The sequence below is a fragment of the Bacillus sp. B1(2022) genome, assembly GCF_040259625.1.
GTDB classification, from domain to species: Bacteria; Bacillota; Bacilli; order Bacillales; family Bacillaceae; genus Bacillus; species Bacillus velezensis.
Map to the genome: position 1 here is coordinate 403,316 of NZ_JANIFO010000001.1, position 15,448 is coordinate 418,763.

The 15,448-nt window shown below is 46.1% G+C and carries 15 protein-coding genes; 12 read left to right on the top strand and 3 right to left on the bottom strand.

Annotation, left to right across the window (positions count from 1 at the left end):
• Positions 1-145: 145 nt before the first annotated feature.
• From NQS30_RS02045 to NQS30_RS02085, 9 genes are read left to right on the top strand one after another with little or no spacing between them, the layout of a single operon-like run.
• Positions 146-1,480 (top strand): nucleotide sugar dehydrogenase, encoded by a 1,335-nt coding sequence (locus NQS30_RS02045; protein ID WP_043020631.1) that lies wholly within the window; start codon positions 146-148, stop codon positions 1,478-1,480.
• Between the two features lie 48 nt (positions 1,481-1,528).
• Positions 1,529-2,659: a DegT/DnrJ/EryC1/StrS family aminotransferase gene (locus NQS30_RS02050; protein ID WP_012118481.1), complete on the top strand. Its 1,131-nt coding sequence runs from the start codon at positions 1,529-1,531 to the stop codon at positions 2,657-2,659.
• The gene (locus NQS30_RS02055) at positions 2,656-3,585 is read left to right on the top strand and encodes an NAD-dependent epimerase/dehydratase family protein (protein ID WP_122504204.1); all 930 of its coding nucleotides are present in this window, start codon (positions 2,656-2,658) and stop codon (positions 3,583-3,585) included. The genes NQS30_RS02050 and NQS30_RS02055 overlap by 4 nt, the downstream gene beginning before the upstream one ends.
• The gene (locus NQS30_RS02060) at positions 3,551-4,807 is read left to right on the top strand and encodes an aminotransferase class V-fold PLP-dependent enzyme (RefSeq protein WP_218791383.1); all 1,257 of its coding nucleotides are present in this window, start codon (positions 3,551-3,553) and stop codon (positions 4,805-4,807) included. Before NQS30_RS02055 ends, NQS30_RS02060 begins: the two co-directional genes overlap by 35 nt.
• Positions 4,808-4,818: 11 nt before the next feature.
• Positions 4,819-5,700, top strand: a complete 882-nt coding sequence (locus NQS30_RS02065; RefSeq protein WP_218791382.1) for a GNAT family N-acetyltransferase — start codon at positions 4,819-4,821, stop codon at positions 5,698-5,700.
• Positions 5,673-6,431 carry a WbqC family protein gene (locus NQS30_RS02070; protein WP_007409964.1) on the top strand — a complete coding sequence of 253 codons (759 nt, stop codon included), beginning with the start codon at positions 5,673-5,675 and terminating at the stop codon, positions 6,429-6,431. Before NQS30_RS02065 ends, NQS30_RS02070 begins: the two co-directional genes overlap by 28 nt.
• Complete coding sequence (locus NQS30_RS02075; RefSeq protein WP_218791770.1) at positions 6,394-7,071, top strand: PIG-L deacetylase family protein; 678 nt, start codon at positions 6,394-6,396, stop codon at positions 7,069-7,071. The genes NQS30_RS02070 and NQS30_RS02075 overlap by 38 nt, the downstream gene beginning before the upstream one ends.
• Positions 7,072-7,078: 7 nt before the next feature.
• Complete coding sequence (locus NQS30_RS02080; RefSeq protein ID WP_218791381.1) at positions 7,079-7,999, top strand: TIM barrel protein; 921 nt, start codon at positions 7,079-7,081, stop codon at positions 7,997-7,999.
• Positions 7,974-9,209 (top strand): MFS transporter, encoded by a 1,236-nt coding sequence (locus NQS30_RS02085; RefSeq protein ID WP_218791380.1) that lies wholly within the window; start codon positions 7,974-7,976, stop codon positions 9,207-9,209. Before NQS30_RS02080 ends, NQS30_RS02085 begins: the two co-directional genes overlap by 26 nt.
• A gap of 43 nt (positions 9,210-9,252) precedes the next feature.
• Here the strand turns inward: NQS30_RS02085 and NQS30_RS02090 are convergent, their stop codons facing one another.
• The gene (locus tag NQS30_RS02090) at positions 9,253-9,714 is read right to left on the bottom strand and encodes a GNAT family N-acetyltransferase (protein ID WP_007409969.1); all 462 of its coding nucleotides are present in this window, start codon (positions 9,712-9,714) and stop codon (positions 9,253-9,255) included.
• Positions 9,715-9,845: 131 nt separating this feature from the next.
• On the opposite strand from NQS30_RS02090, the gene NQS30_RS02095 reads away from it, so the two are divergent.
• Entirely contained in the window at positions 9,846-11,636 is a 1,791-nt protein-coding gene (locus tag NQS30_RS02095; protein WP_218791379.1) for a zinc ribbon domain-containing protein, read from the top strand.
• Positions 11,637-11,676: 40 nt separating this feature from the next.
• Here the strand turns inward: NQS30_RS02095 and NQS30_RS02100 are convergent, their stop codons facing one another.
• A complete protein-coding gene (locus tag NQS30_RS02100) occupies positions 11,677-12,387 on the bottom strand; it encodes a zinc ribbon domain-containing protein (RefSeq protein WP_218791378.1) in 711 nt (236 codons plus the stop codon).
• Positions 12,388-12,825: 438 nt separating this feature from the next.
• On the opposite strand from NQS30_RS02100, the gene NQS30_RS02105 reads away from it, so the two are divergent.
• Positions 12,826-13,458, top strand: coding sequence for an NAAT family transporter (locus tag NQS30_RS02105; protein WP_007409973.1), 633 nt, complete (start codon positions 12,826-12,828; stop codon positions 13,456-13,458).
• Between the two features lie 20 nt (positions 13,459-13,478).
• Here NQS30_RS02105 and NQS30_RS02110 read toward each other — a convergent pair whose 3' ends face one another.
• Complete coding sequence (locus NQS30_RS02110; protein WP_007409974.1) at positions 13,479-14,036, bottom strand: GbsR/MarR family transcriptional regulator; 558 nt, start codon at positions 14,034-14,036, stop codon at positions 13,479-13,481.
• Positions 14,037-14,296: 260 nt separating this feature from the next.
• Here NQS30_RS02110 and opuCA point away from each other — a divergent pair, with 260 nt between their 5' ends.
• Positions 14,297-15,436 carry an osmoprotectant ABC transporter ATP-binding protein OpuCA gene (gene opuCA / locus NQS30_RS02115; RefSeq protein WP_003151651.1) on the top strand — a complete coding sequence of 380 codons (1,140 nt, stop codon included), beginning with the start codon at positions 14,297-14,299 and terminating at the stop codon, positions 15,434-15,436.
• Positions 15,437-15,448 lie beyond the last annotated feature (12 nt).

Here is a 15,448-nt window from a genome sequence, read left to right on the forward strand (position 1 = left end):
AAAAATAAATAGATAATACCTAATTTATAAAAGGATGTAAAACTCATTTATCAAATTTTAACTTTTGTTATAATTGCGATATCGATCGATATTTGTTTTAAATTGTAAAAAACAATACTCTTTTCTATCTATTAGGGGGCGAAAAATGAATACTGTCACAAAAGAAGCCAGCAACCTTGGTCAAAAACGGCTGTTACATCTGATTGAAACGAAGCAGGCGATTGTAGGCGTGTTAGGCATGGGATATGTGGGATTCCCTCTTGCGCTGGAATGTGTCGATAAAGGATACAATGTTATCGGATTCGACAAAAACAGTGAAAAGGTTTCCTTGTTAGCCGCCGGAAGCAGCCATATTCAAGATATAGAGGACGACAGACTGAACTCGGCTTTACAAACAAAACGCTTTCAAATCAGCGCCGACATGTCGCTCATCCAAAAATGCGACATCATTGTGATATGTGTGCCGACACCCCTGAACAAAAAAGACAAGATCCCCGATTTAACCTACATCGACAGTGCAGTTGACAGCATGATCGCTTATGGAAGGCAGCATCAGCTTTTAATTTTAGAAAGCACCACCTATCCCGGAACAACGAAAAAAAAGATTGCCGACAGAATGGCATCAAGCCGCGGCATGAAAATAGGAACAGACTTTTTTACGGCTTATTCTCCGGAAAGAATCGATCCGGGCAACAGGCAATATGAAGTTTCAGATATTCCTAAAGTAGTCGGCGGTACCACACAGACTTGCACAGAACTTGCCTCAGCGTTTTACAGCACCATTGTTACAAGCATTCACCCGGTCACCTCACCCGAAGTAGCTGAAACAGCTAAACTCCTAGAGAATACTTATCGTTATGTCAATATAGCTCTTATCAATGAAATGGCGCTTAATTGCCGTGAACTTGATATTGATATATGGGAAGTCATCTGCGCGGCGGACACGAAGCCGTTCGGCTTTCAAAAATTTATCCCGGGCCCCGGAGTCGGAGGCCATTGTATCCCGATTGATCCTTTTTACTTCAAATGGATCGCGAATGAAAAAGGGCTGCAGACAAAATTAATTGATCTCGCGGACGAAATCAATTCCAACATGCCGATTTCTGTCTCTGACTATGCTTTGAAACTGGCGGGCAAAGACAAATGCAGCATCTTAATAATAGGGGCCGCTTATAAAAAAAATACAAATGACCCGCGTGAATCCTCAGTGTTTACGATAATGGAAGAATTGATGGACAAGGGATGCGCGATTGATTATCATGATCCGTTTATCAGCGAGATCCGCTTGAACGACGGAAGCCGCAAACAATCTGTCCCATTCACAAAAGAACAAATCAATCAGTACGACGTCATCATCATTCATACAGATCACGATGTCATCGACTACAGTATTTTGAAGGATGCCTCACCGATTATCTTTGACACAAGAAATGTATGCAAGGAAAAATCAGCCGACAATTGCAGAGTTGTCACTTTATAGGAGGGAACGGTCATTAGTAATCGATTTATCTCTTTTCACAGACCTGATATGACAAACGAAGAAATCGCAAGCGTAACCGAAACGATTCAATCGGGCTGGATTTCGAAAGGCCCGAAGGTAATCGATTTTGAAAAAAAGCTGGGAGAATGTATAGGAGCCGAACACGTCATCAGCTGTAATTCAGGCACCGCTGCATTACATATGGCTTTATTGGCGCTCGGGGTGGGAGAAGGCGATGAAGTCATCGTGCCGAGCTTCACGTTCTGTTCCAGCGTCAATGTCATTCTGCACGCCGGAGCCGTTCCTGTGTTTGCGGATATATGCGAGAAAAGTCTATGTGCCGATCCTGAAGATGTCAGGAAGAAAATAACGCCGCGCACAAAAGCGGTAATTGCGGTTCATTTTGCCGGCTATCCGGCTGATCTGGAAAACTTGCAATCCATTTGTAAAGAAAACGGATTGTATCTGATTGAAGACGCCGCTCATGCGCTCGGTACAAAATATAACGGAAGCATGATCGGCACTCACGGCGATGCCGTGTGCTTCAGCTTTTATGCCACCAAAAATATTACAACGGGGGAAGGCGGAGCCCTCGTCATGAAAGACGAACAGGCCGCAGAAAGAGCGAGGCTGTACGGATGGCACGGCATCACAAAAAATGCCTGGAACCGGTACGGTGAAAAAGGCAGCTGGAGATACGACGTTTTACTGCCGGGCTTTAAATATAATATGACGGATATTCAGGCCGCGCTCGGTCTGGTTCAATTGAAGCGCGCAAACGACATTCAAGAAAAACGGGAACAGATCGCTCAATTTTATGTACGTGAACTTTCAGGCCAATCTGACAAAGCGGCGCTTCCGCTTTCTGACATTCCAAGCGGCATAACGCACTCATGGCATTTATTTATTTTGCGGATTCGAGAAAACGGCGGTATGGACAGAGATCTGTTTATTGAGAAAATGAAAGAAAAACAAATCGGGCTGAGCGTGCACTTTATTCCCGTGCATTTGCATCCTTACTATAAAAAACATTTTCCTGCCGAGCTTCCGGTAACTGAACGTGTTTTCCGGGAGATCGTATCACTGCCTCTTTACAGCCAGTTATCAGATGAGGATTGCAGCTATATTGTCAAGTCTATAAAAGAAGTGTTGACTATCAGCCAGGAGGTAGGATCATGAAACATATTGCGATTATCGGAGGAGCCGGTTTTATCGGAAGCGAACTGGCGGCATTATTACAGGATAAAGGTTATCACACCATCATTGCAGACCAAAAGAAGCCGGCTTTTGACACTGAATACCGCCAAACGGATATCCTTGACCGGACGTCCCTCCGCGAATCACTGCGGGGAGCGGATGCGGTTGTCCATTTGGCGGCAATGGTCGGAGTGGACAGCTGCCGAAGCAATGAAGAGGACGTCATACGGGTCAATTTTGAAGGAACGAAAAACGTCACTGAGGTATGCGGTGAATTGGGAATCAGCACACTTCTTTTCTCATCGAGTTCAGAAGTGTTCGGAGATTCACCGGATTTTCCTTATACCGAGACAAGCAGAAAGCTTCCGAAATCGGCTTACGGAAAAGCCAAACTGCAATCAGAGGAATATTTGAGAGAACAGGCTTCCGACGAACTTCATATTCGGGTCGTCCGGTACTTTAATGTATACGGGCCGAAACAGCGCGAGGATTTTGTCATCAACAAGTTTTTCAGCCTGGCCGAGAATGGCTCTGAGCTGCCTCTTTACGGGGACGGCGGACAAATACGCTGCTTCAGCTACATCAGTGATATCGTCACCGGAACTTATCTCGCTCTCACTCATGAAGGAGCCGTCTTTGAAGACTTCAATATCGGGAACGACCAGCCGATCACGATAAAAGAACTGGCTGAAAAAGTCAATGTGCTCTCAGGCAGAGAGAAGGATAACTATCTGTTTAAAAAGCTGGGCGAAGACGGCGTGAGGGGAAAAGACATCGAGATTTTTAAACGGGCGCCGTCAATCGAGAAGGCGAAACGTTTGCTCGGTTACGCTCCGAAAGTAAGTCTGAATGAAGGCCTGGAGATCATAAAAGATGAAAGACAAAAGCACAAACTTTCACTTTCCTAAAAACCCGGAAGAGATCAAGTATCCCGTTTATCCGGGTCAGTTTTCAGTCAGCGGCCGTCTGCGCGCGGTGAAGCACTTGCTTACTGCCGGACAAAGCGGACTGACTGAAAAACTGGAAAAACGTTACGGAAAAGGGGTCGTGCTGACCTCCAGCGGCAGTGCGGCACTGGTGCTCGCATTAACTTATTCGGGGGCCGGGCCGGGGAAAGAAGTGATTTTCTCATCCTTCAGCTGCCCGAATGTCATTGATGCCGTGCTGCAATCCGGTGCGACGCCTGTGTTTGCGCAGCTGGATGAGCATCTATCCTTATCTTTTGAGGATGTCAAAAAAAAAGCGACGAGGCGTACGTGTGCGGTTATCCTCACACATGTATACGGCCGGAGAGAAAATATCGCTATCATTAACTGGGCGAAGGAAAACGGAATTGCTGTCATTGATGATGCCGCTCAAGCCATGTTTACAAAACAAGCGGATACATTTGCCGGCGGTTTGGGCGATTTCGGCATTTTAAGCTTCGGCCCCTCAAAGCCGCTTGCGAGTATCGGAGGCGGCGCGTTAATCGCGCCGAAAGAATGGCTGCGGCAAAAAGCAAATCTCCCGATGGAACAGCGCAGCCAAGTGGCAGCTGACTATCGAATTTATATCAGAAATCAAAGAATCCAGGCTGTAATGAAACGGAAACGGTATCATCCCATTTCATATATGTTTAGAAAAGCGGGCGCCATGCCTTCCATGAAAGCCACAAAGCTCGAAGCTCTGCCGGATAAACCGGCTGTTGTACCCGTGCTTCGCATGCATCCGGCAAGGGAAGCCATTATTGATGATCAGCTTTCACGTATGGATCAGCTTGTAACAGCTTCGCTCCAAAACTTAGAGACGGCGGGAGAAATCTTTGCAAAGGCGGGAGAAACAAACGGCATAAGAATGATCCAGCCCCAAGAAGGAGAACATCTGAATTATTTAACAATTGTATTTCCCCGGGATGAAGAGCGGTACGGGTGTTCCGTTTATTTAGCTGAAAGAGGCATCCAAACATGCTGGAACTATCTTCCCCTCGGACGTATTCCGATTTATGAAACATACGCGGGGGAAGGCGGGGAAGACCCGCTTTGGAAGAGAGTTCTTTCTCTGCCGTTTAAACCCCCTCTTCAAAAGGAGCAAGTCAGATATATAGCCGAATCCGTTTTATCATATTATGAGCAAAAGAATAAGACTGAATAGTGGTGATAACTATGCAAAAAACAGCAGTATACACGACCCGCCAGCCATGGGATCGGGCCGCTGACATGTATCAGGCGGGATTGTTTCAAAGCTATGATTGGGGAATCCTCATGGAAGAGCTTCCCGGCACGTCATTTCACCCTGTCAGACTGACAACGGACGGAGGACAAGTCATCTATCTTCCGCTTTTTGAACAGAAGGGCGTATTATCCGGCAATATGATCGGATACGGCGGCGTTATTTCAGATCGCCCCATCTCATTTGAATGGCTTCAAAGTGAAATCCAGACCATATTCGGCCGGAACATATCCCGGATGCTGCTGCCGTACGGTCAGACTTCTTTTACAGAAGAAATCGGGGAAGGGTGGACGGAAAAGGCAACACGGATCCTTACGCTTCCGGACACGTTTGACGAACTTTGGACGGGCATTTCCGGAAAAGCCCGGACAGCAGTCAGATACGCTGAAAAAGAGAATATTGTCACCCGGCTGATCGGGCGAAAAGAACTTGGCGCGTTTTATGACCTCTACAAAGAGCATACGTCGGCAATCGGCGCGGCTTATGTGCTGAGCCAGGGCTTTTTCCAAAAACTGCTTGACACGTTTGCGGATCGAATGTTTTGGGTCGGAGCATATCAGGATGAGACGCTGATCAGCAGCAGTATTTTTCTCTATGACCGCTCTCATTTCTATTATTGGCAGAATATAAACAGCCTGGCGGGAAAAAAAGCGCAGGCCTCTTACTTATTGATGCGTGACGCTTTGCAATTCGCCATTAGCCACAAGCTTCAATGGGCTGATTTTGGCTATTCACACAGTAAAGAAATCGCAAGACCGAAACGATATTGGGGAGCTGAAGAAAAACAATGCCGACTTTTTACGAAACCGGAATGAAAACAATAAGCGGCCATCAATCCAGTTATCTGCCGTGGTACGGTTTTTTTGAAAAAATGTATAAGTCGGATCTGTTTGCCATTCATGACACAGCTCAATTTGAGAAAAAAGGATTTCTCAACCGCAACAGAATCAAAACGCCGCAGGGCCCCAGATGGCTGACGGTGCCTTTGCAGATGAAACAATATAAAGACATAGAGCTTCGGCATATGAAAATCGACCAGACACAGGATTGGCGGAAAAAACATTGGATGGCGATTAAAATGAACTATGCGAAAGCTCCCTATTTTGAGCGATACCAGCATTTTTTTCAAGATGTCTATCAGAGGGAGTGGGAATATCTCCATGATTTGAATATGCACATCATTGAATTTTTCCGAAAAGAGCTCCGAATTGAAACGCCGCTCTGTTATGTCTCTGAGCTTGAATGCCGGAAGGAGAAAAAAAGCGATTTTGTTTTAGCGCTTTGTCAGGAGCTGGGGGCGGACCGTTATTATTCAGGCAGTCAGGGTTCCGACTATTTAATAGAAAGCGATTTTGAAAGAAACGGAATTGTCATTGAGTATCAGCAGATCCGACATTTTGGCTATCCTCAATTATTCGGGGAGCATATTCCTCACCTCTCCATGCTCGATATGCTGATGAACTGCGGAGCGGATACAGCTGAAATGTTAGTTAAAGGAGGGCAATATGATGAAAGTAATGGTATTTGCAGCGCATCCCGACGATGAAATTATCGGCGTCGGCGGCACGCTCGCCAAACATGTCCGCCAAGGTGACAGCGTGTCGGCAGTCATTATGGCGGAAGGCAAATCATCAAGAAAAACGGATTACAAAAAGCCTGAAGATTCCGTTATGGAGCATTCTAATCAAGAAACGGAGCAGGCGCTCAGCACTTTGGGCATCCATGATTTTGTCAGGCTGAACCTTCCTGATAACAGAATGGATTCAATGGATTTGCTGGATGTCGTGAAGGAAGCGGAGAAACAAATCAATCGTTTTCAGCCTGACATTGTGTATACCCAGTACGGCGGTGACATTAATATTGACCACTCCGTCGTATTCAGAGCGGTCATGACGGCAACCCGTCCGCTTCCCGGTCATACGGTAAAACGGGTTTTTGCCTATGAAACATTGTCTTCGACGGAATGGAATTACTGCCAGAAGGATCAGTTTCATGCCAACTTCTTCGTTAATATTGAAGACGAGCTTAAAACGAAATTGAAATCGATGGCGTGTTACGGCTCCGAGCTCAGAGACTTCCCTCATCCCCGCTCTTTGCAGGCAATCGAACATAATGCCCGTGTATGGGGAGCAAAATCGGGTTTTTCCGCTGCGGAAGCGTTTATGCTTGTGAGAGGAACATGGTGACTGTCCTATGATTGCTCAAATTCCGTTTTTCGGACTTGATCCGAAGCAAATCGATGAGAAATGGGTGGAAGCGGGATACGGTCTGGAAGCGAATATTTTTGACGGCCATTCCTTTGAGGAAGCGGATTATATCAAAACATTTAATCAGACGCTGGAATATGCGAAACAGCTTGACCCTTCATTATTGACGCTGCATTTCCCGACAGATCATGCCGATTATGTGCATGAAGATCACATCAAAAAACAGCTTTATCACTTTGCGGAGCTCGCTGTGAAATACGGCGCCAAAGGCATAACTGTTCATGCGAATCAATTTATGACGGTTGAGGAATTTCAAGTCTATGACCTGGAAGGAAACCGTAAAAAAATCATTGAATTTTTCGCGGAGTTTGATGAGCAGCTGAAAGGGACGGACATTTGGATCGGTGTGGAAAACCTTCCGATCATCGGGAATATGGGAGAGGATTTTGATCCGGTTTTCATTTATCCTGAGGATTTTACAGAGCTGGTTCAGCTGGATCTGAAGCATGTCGGTATTACGTGGGATCTGTGCCATTGGGCGATTACCTATCAGACTCACTTGTCTTCCGCTCTTATGTTCAGAAATGATCAGCTGAAATATCCCGATTTCTTTCAGTTTCTTTCGATAAAAGAGAGCATTAAGCATTATCACTTCAGCTCATTTCGCCAGCTTGCGTTCCCGCATGGCGGCGTCCGCTGTTTTGAGGGCCGCCATCCGAGTGAAGGGACAATCGCTGAGGAGCTGCTGAGACGGGCTGCAGATACTTTGCAGGAGCTTTATCGGAATCAAGATACCGGTATTGTATTTGAGGTGATGGAAGAGGATTATACGGAAAGACGGGAATCATGGAGAACGCTGGAATGGTTCGGCGGTGTTTCTGATGACGAGGATCAAAAAAGGGTCTGATATGACATATCGAACACCGAACTATGCAAAGCTTTGGTGTGCACAGGTGTTTTCTTCAGCAGCGGACGGGGTCTGGCTCATTGCTCTGCCGCTGCTAGTGCTGGAATTGACCGGCAGCAAAATTCTGGTCGGCGTTATTTCTTTTATCGAACTCGTGCCGTTGACATTTGGCGTGCTGGCGGGGCCGCTGATTGATTTATTCCGGAAAAAGTCGATCTTGTATTTGTGCAATACGGGCCGGGCCGCCATTATGATCCTCTTGGCGGTGCTCAGCGCGAACGATTTATTAACCGTGTGGATAGCCGGGGTGTGCGCCTTTTGTCTATCTCTGCAATCGATGCTGTTTGCGCCGGCGAAAGTCGCGATCATTCCGCTGCTCGTCCGCAAACAGCATCTTGATCAGGCGACATCTCTGATCAATACGAGTGACTTGATCGGACTCATCGTCGGAAAATTGATCAGCGGGATCATGATTGCGGCTATTCCGTTCGGGATGCTGTTTGCCCTAAACGGCACTGCTTTTTTGATCTCTGCGGCATTTATCGCGTTCATTCGTATTTCAGAACAGCCCAATGAAAAAAGCAACGGAACTGAAGATGTAAAAGCCGGTTACAGAATGCTGAAAGGAAATGCGGCATGGCTGACATCGGTCGGATACTTTTTCGTCGTAAATCTCGTCATTGCCGGCCTTATTTCAGTAATGGGGCCGATTCTTGCTGTGGAGCGTTTTCAGCAGAACTATTCTGTATGGTTTGCCGTCATGTATTCAATGTTTCAGGCGGGGATGCTTTTGGGCAATCTGGCCGTATTTTTCAAATGGAATACAAAACGCTTGAACCGGCTGTACCCGCGGACGTTAACGGCAGCGGGACTGCTCATGATGCTGCTGTTTTTTCCCCTTCATGGGTTTGAGTGCATCATTTTCCTGGTGCTTGGCATCATCATCTCGTATATTGATGTGCAAACGGTGCTGTATTTCCAAAAGACGGTTCCGGCCGCATATTTCGGAAGGGTTTTTGCACTGATTTTTTCCATTGTCAAAATGGGTGAACCGCTGTCGGCCGCTGTCTACACAGGGCTTCTGCTGTTGATGAATGCGGATTATATTTTTGCGGCGGTCGGACTGACCCTTACGATCGTTTTTGCTATTTTTTCAGTCAGACAAGGGAGTCAAAGAAATACAGAGAAACAAGCGGATCAATCCGTTTGAATGTTAAACGAAAGGGCGCCGATATCAGCCGGCGCCCTTTTTATCATAAATCCAAATAAAGCCGTATCATATCCCGGCATTGAATGCCGTTTTCAAAAATGTCTTCATCATAATGTCTGATAAAAAAATCATGGTCGACAGCCTGAATGCGGAATCCGCATTTTTGATAGAGTGACAGCTGATGAATACTGGAATTTCCGGTGCCGATTTCAATCGTGTCAGCCCCCGATTGTCTCGCTTTTTCAATGGCATCCCGCACCAGCTGTTTTCCGAATCCCCTGTTCTGCAGCGATTCTTTTACCGCGATGTTTACGATTTCTATCGTTTTAGGCCTTGTTTGCAATAAAACGTAAACCCCTGCAAGCTCGTCTGACGTCCAAGCCGTATAGCATTCTCCTCTTACAAGATAATCATCGACAATCTCTTTCGATGGATCGGCCAGCAGCAATAGTTCATACAGCGCTTCATCCGGCTCCGCGGCTTTTCGGATGCTCAGTTTTTGCATGTCCGTTTCTCCTCCTTCGTTATGATCGACAGCTATTTTTGAAAATAACTCCAAAATCATTCTACTTTATTATAAAATATGAAACATAGGAAAAGTTATACAAGTTTTGCAGATTGAATAGGAGGAAAGTCATGTTTTTTTGTAAGCATTGCGGCCAGCAGAACAATGAAGAAGCGCATTTCTGTAAAGAATGCGGAAAACCGATCGGGAAAGGAAGCCGGCTGGAGCGGCAGGCGGCTGTAAAAGCGGCTGAACCTGCTTCACAAATGAGAAAGCCGATCCCTAAAAAAACGCTCTTCATGTGGGGCGGCATTGCCGCAGCGCTGATCTTATTGATTGCCGCATATAAAACCGGAGCCTGGCTGACATCTGAAAAAAGGCTCACAGATCAATTCGAACAGGCGGTTCATGACGGGGACACGAAAAAGCTCGCAGCCCTGCTCACTCCTTCAGACAAAAAACTGAAGCTGAATGAGACCAATGTCAAACCGCTCCTTGCATACGCAAAGAAACACGATGAACTGCTGGCAGCGCTTCGCGGCAATTCATCAGAAAAAGATGCGGTATACGTCAAAAAAGAGGGAAAAACCCTTCTTTTGTTTGACCATTACGAACTGAAAGTCGATCCGGTTTATTTCCGCGTCACCAGCAATTATAAAGGCGCCGATCTTTATATCAACAGCGAGAAAACAGGTACGGTCAAAAAAGCCGATGAAACCCAAATCTTCGGTCCGTATGCACCGGGTGTCTACACGGCGGAAGCCAAGCTTAAAAATGAGACGGTTGACGTTGTCAAAAAGCAAGAGGCAGAGGCAGCCGGCAGCCGGAATGTTGAGTTTGACCTGCCGTTAGACGCCGAGGATGTGACATTCACTCCGGCAGACAGCTTCAAAAGCGCGAAAGGCGATCTGCTGATAAACGGCAAGTCCGTACATAAAGATCCGTTTACATCCGTTACATACGGTCCGCTCTTAACTGACGGTTCCATGACAGCCGCCGTGGAGGCTGATTTTCCTTGGGGAAAAATGAAAACTGCCGATGTCCCGATCAACAGTACTGATGTGGACTTAACGCTTATCCCGGATCAAGATACACAACAAACAATCATGGACACGATTGTCAAAACAACGAAACAGTATACAAAAGCGATGGCAGACGGAAATACCGATCAGATGACCGAGGCTGGTTCCGCCTGGAAAGAGCAGACGAAAGAAGTGGTATCCGGCATGAAGAGTTCCGGCACCTTTTTGAAGGATCAGTATAAAGAGACAAGCTTTGATCTGGATTCATTTGCGATTTCTCAAGAGAACGGCCGCTGGCAAGTAACTGTTACGGGTAAAGAGCTTCATGAGTCTGCTTATTTCGACGGGAATACGAAGCCTGATATGGAAGAGGCTGAGCCGAGCTTTCACTATGTACTCTCATATGATACAAAACATAAAAAATGGGTTTTCGAAAAAGCTGACCCTGCCTCAGATTCTTCTGGGACAAATGTAAAAAAAATAAAAAACGACCAGCCGAAAACCTATACATCAGCATGGGCATCTTCCGAAGGAAACACAGCTTCAGGCAGCGTGACAAACGAGCAAGTCACATCGTTTATGACTGATTACCTGACAAATCAATCAAGCGCCGTCAGCCTTAACAATTTTGCCATCATGGCGGGCAATTTAGAAGAGGGGAGCCCTTTGTATGCTGATCAGCAGAAACTGGTCAAAAAATTGCACAGCGAGGGGACGACCGAAGTATTTAATGAAGTGAATGTCAAAAGCTTTTCACAGAAAGGCTCTCATCTGACGATTCATACGTACGAGGAGTTTTATATTACGAAAGCCGGCGGCAGTCCGAAGCTCAGAACATACAATTGGACGTATGGCGGCGTTGTTAAAGACGGAAGAATTTATTTAACATCCATTCAATAAAAAAACCCCCGCGCCAATCAGGCGGCGGGGGTTTCCGTTTTTAAAAGAAGAAATAATTCATGAGTTCTTTTATATAATGCTTGATCGTGAATTGAAACGTTACGCAAATGATCAAATAGATGACGATAACAGAATAAATGATATCCGCCTTAGCCGTGAGCTGATGCTGATAGCTCGCCAGCATGAGCGGAGGCACGGCAAACGCCGCTCCTAAAAGACCGACAGCCAGAATGGTGAAGCAAACGGTTGTATGAAGCAGCATAAAAATGAGGGCAAGAAGCAAAATAGCTGTAAACGGAATCAAAAATGCCCCGAATCTGGACAGCGAATCTTTAAATGACACCTGGGCGCCGCCGGCCTTCAAAGCGATAAAAATCAAGAGATACAGGCAAAAAACGCATAATGCAAAGGTAAGCGCCGGTTTGATCACAATCGCGGTAAAACTGACGTCACGAAAGCCGTCTGATAAGAGAATATAAAACATAATCGGCGTCACCAGGCAGAAAAGCACCATGTTGATGATGCTGCTGACAAGCTGTTCGCCGCCTGTCGTTTTACATGTTTGATACGGTCTCTTTAACACATCAAGCACGAATAAGGCAAATTGCTTTGAAGCCTGCTTAGCCGCGGCGCCGGCCTGAGCGGCCTGGCCTTGCGTTTGGCCTGCGCCTCCCTGCCCGGGCTGGGGCGCCCCGCACTTTTCACAAAACTTTCCGCCATCAGTATGATGGCCGCATTGAGAACAATACATTCTAAAACTCCTTTTACAAGTAATATAGGGATTTTGTTCAATATTTACATTATAAAAGAAAATAGGACGGATGTAACGGAGTTTTCTAAAGATATACAAATCACTTTCTCTATGAATTGATAATAGAGAAAAAGTACCCATTATGGTAGAATTTTAATGAAGCTGATGGATATCATGTCTCTCGGCGCATTGATTCAGAGTGAAAAAGGAAATTAACGCATGCTAAAAAAATTGAAAATGCTTTATCGGCTGTTGAAATTCGGAAAAGGCTTATGGAGATAACAAACAGAAAAAACCGTCCTTACAAGGACGGTTTTTTTCTGTTTCCGGATCGTCCGGCTGAGGTTATAAAAAGCAGACCCCGGGGTAAAAACCATGCATAAGAAACAGCGGAGAACAAAACATAACTCAATAACGGCAAGTCATAAGGAGGTACGCATGTTTTCATTCATCATTCATGTCTTCATTTCACTGTTTGCAGTCTCCAATCCCATCGGAAACGTGCCGATTTTTCTTTCACTGACGGAAGGGTACTCGGAGAAAGAACGGACAGCGATCGCGCGCAAGGCTTCCGTGCTGTCGTTTATCATCTTGGCGGCTTTTTTAATCTTCGGCCATCTGATCTTTAAACTGTTTGACATTAACATTCATGCCTTGCGTATCGCGGGCGGCATTTTTATTTTCGGCATCGCTTATAATCTTCTGAACGCGAAGAAATCTCATGTGCAGTCTCTCCATCATGAAGAGAAAGGGGAGAGCAAGGAGAAAGCTGATATATCTGTGACGCCTTTGTCGATTCCGATTATCGCCGGACCCGGTACGATCGCGACGGTGATGAGTCTGTCGGCCGGCCATGGCGGCATCTTCCATTACATCAGCGTGCTTATCGGCATTGCGGCCGTCATCGCGATGACGTTCATCTTCTTTCACTATTCATCTTTCATCAGCAATAAGCTCGGGAAAACCGAAATGAACGTCATTACCCGACTGATGGGGCTGATTTTGGCGGTGGTGGCGATCGGCATGATCGGCGCCGGTCTGAAAGGCATGTTCCCGATATTGGTTTCCTGACTTAAAAAAGCAGCGCCCGGTTATCTTCGGGTGCTGCTTTTTTCTATTTTCGGCACATGCTGAAACACTTCTTCACTCTCAAAAAATTCTATCAAACGGCTCAGCCAGTCATAATAATGGAGCCAATCCGTCAGTTCATCCAAAAGCTGACGGGCTTTTTCTTCAATATCGGGACTGAGATTTTCCGATTCCAGAAGCTCAGTCAGTTCGCGGTTCAGCTTTTTATAGAGCATTTTGTTTTTGCTGACCGCCTTTGTCCAATTTGCCGTAAACAGGGAGATAAACGTCTGGTAATAATCACGCTCGACGTCATAAAGGTCTTTCCGAACGCCTTTTTCAAACACTTTTTCAGCCAGATTGACATCGGTCATTTCGCGGACCACCTGGCTCATCCTCGTTTTGCTCATCCCGGTCGCCTCTGACAGCTCATTTAACGTCATCGGCTTGCGGTTCATATAAATAATACCGAGCACACGTCCGAGTGTGGCCGGCATTCCGAATGTATGCATATTCTCGGCGATTCTCTCAATGAGATGCTCTTCAGCATGCCCGATGATATCAAGAGCGTTTTTTTCCACGGCTGATCATCCCTTCACTGGCTTTTCATGCTGACAATATATCATATTTTTTACAGTTGATGAAAAAGATGATGCGGCAGGATATGCGAGCTATCGGGAGCGATTGTAAGAACATCCGCATTGTCAGCGGGATAACATGAAAAAATACGTATATTGTATATAATTTCAACACATTGTAAACTTTTTATTTTACAAATTTCATCTTATAATAAAGATTATACTTTTCAGAAAAATAACGGAACCCTTCGGAGGTGCACGGATTGCTGAGATTAGAAAATGTATCAAAAGTCTATAAAGGCGGAAAAAAAGCTGTCAACAGCATTGATTTAAATATCGAAAAAGGCGAGTTTATTTGTTTTATCGGGCCGAGCGGCTGCGGAAAAACGACGACGATGAAAATGATTAACAGACTGATTGAGCCGTCATCCGGAAAGATTTTTATCGATGGCGAAAACATTATGGAGCAGGACCCGGTGGAGCTGAGACGGAAAATCGGCTACGTCATTCAGCAGATCGGACTTTTCCCTCATATGACCATTCAGCAGAACATTTCCCTCGTGCCGAAACTGCTGAAATGGCCGGAACAAAAGCGGAAGGAACGGGCGCGGGAGCTTTTGAAGCTCGTCGATATGGGCCCGGAATATTTAGACCGCTATCCTCACGAGCTGAGCGGGGGACAGCAGCAGAGAATCGGCGTGCTGCGCGCCCTTGCAGCGGAACCTCCCCTTATTCTCATGGATGAACCGTTCGGAGCGCTTGACCCGATTACGCGGGATTCCCTTCAGGAAGAATTCAAAAAACTGCAAAGAACATTGAATAAAACGATTGTGTTTGTAACCCACGATATGGATGAAGCCATTAAGCTGGCTGACCGGATCGTCATTTTAAAAGCGGGAGAGATCGTTCAGGCCGGCACTCCTGATGACATTCTCCGGAATCCGGCTAATGAGTTTGTCGAAGAATTTATCGGCAAAGAACGGTTATTGCAATCAAGACCGGATATTGAACGCGTCGAGCAGATGATGAATAAAAAGCCTGTCACCGTTACGGCGGACAAAACGCTTTCACAGGCGATACAGGTGATGCGGGAGCACCGTGTCGATTCCCTGCTTGTCGTTGATGACCTGAATGTGCTGCAAGGGTATGTGGATGTCGAGATCATTGATCAGAACCGGAAAAAAGCGAGCCTTGTCGGCGACGTGCTCCGCTCTGATCTGTATACAGTCGAGCAGGGGACACTGCTGCGCGATACCGTACGCAAAATTTTAAAGCGCGGAATGAAATATGTACCCGTCGTTGATGAACAAAGGCATTTAGTCGGAATTGTCACGAGAGCGAGCCTTGTCGACATCGTTTACGATTCAATCTGGGGCGAGGAAGACCAGCTGGTGACAGGCTGACAAGGGGAGGAA

Bases quoted from the DNA above. Each gene is read 5' to 3' on its own strand.
- NQS30_RS02085 (WP_218791380.1), top strand. From the start codon at position 7,974: ATGACGAGGATCAAAAAAGGGTCTGATATGACATATCGAACACCGAAC.
- NQS30_RS02055 (WP_122504204.1), top strand. From the start codon at position 2,656: ATGAAACATATTGCGATTATCGGAGGAGCCGGTTTTATCGGAAGCGAA.
- NQS30_RS02080 (WP_218791381.1), top strand. From the start codon at position 7,079: ATGATTGCTCAAATTCCGTTTTTCGGACTTGATCCGAAGCAAATCGAT.
- NQS30_RS02095 (WP_218791379.1), top strand. From the start codon at position 9,846: ATGTTTTTTTGTAAGCATTGCGGCCAGCAGAACAATGAAGAAGCGCAT.
- NQS30_RS02050 (WP_012118481.1), top strand. From the start codon at position 1,529: ATGACAAACGAAGAAATCGCAAGCGTAACCGAAACGATTCAATCGGGC.
- NQS30_RS02100 (WP_218791378.1), bottom strand. From the start codon at position 12,387: ATGTATTGTTCTCAATGCGGCCATCATACTGATGGCGGAAAGTTTTGT.
- NQS30_RS02065 (WP_218791382.1), top strand. From the start codon at position 4,819: ATGCAAAAAACAGCAGTATACACGACCCGCCAGCCATGGGATCGGGCC.
- NQS30_RS02045 (WP_043020631.1), top strand. From the start codon at position 146: ATGAATACTGTCACAAAAGAAGCCAGCAACCTTGGTCAAAAACGGCTG.
- NQS30_RS02070 (WP_007409964.1), top strand. From the start codon at position 5,673: ATGCCGACTTTTTACGAAACCGGAATGAAAACAATAAGCGGCCATCAA.
- NQS30_RS02105 (WP_007409973.1), top strand. From the start codon at position 12,826: ATGTTTTCATTCATCATTCATGTCTTCATTTCACTGTTTGCAGTCTCC.
- NQS30_RS02090 (WP_007409969.1), bottom strand. From the start codon at position 9,714: ATGCAAAAACTGAGCATCCGAAAAGCCGCGGAGCCGGATGAAGCGCTG.
- NQS30_RS02075 (WP_218791770.1), top strand. From the start codon at position 6,394: ATGAAAGTAATGGTATTTGCAGCGCATCCCGACGATGAAATTATCGGC.
- NQS30_RS02060 (WP_218791383.1), top strand. From the start codon at position 3,551: ATGAAAGACAAAAGCACAAACTTTCACTTTCCTAAAAACCCGGAAGAG.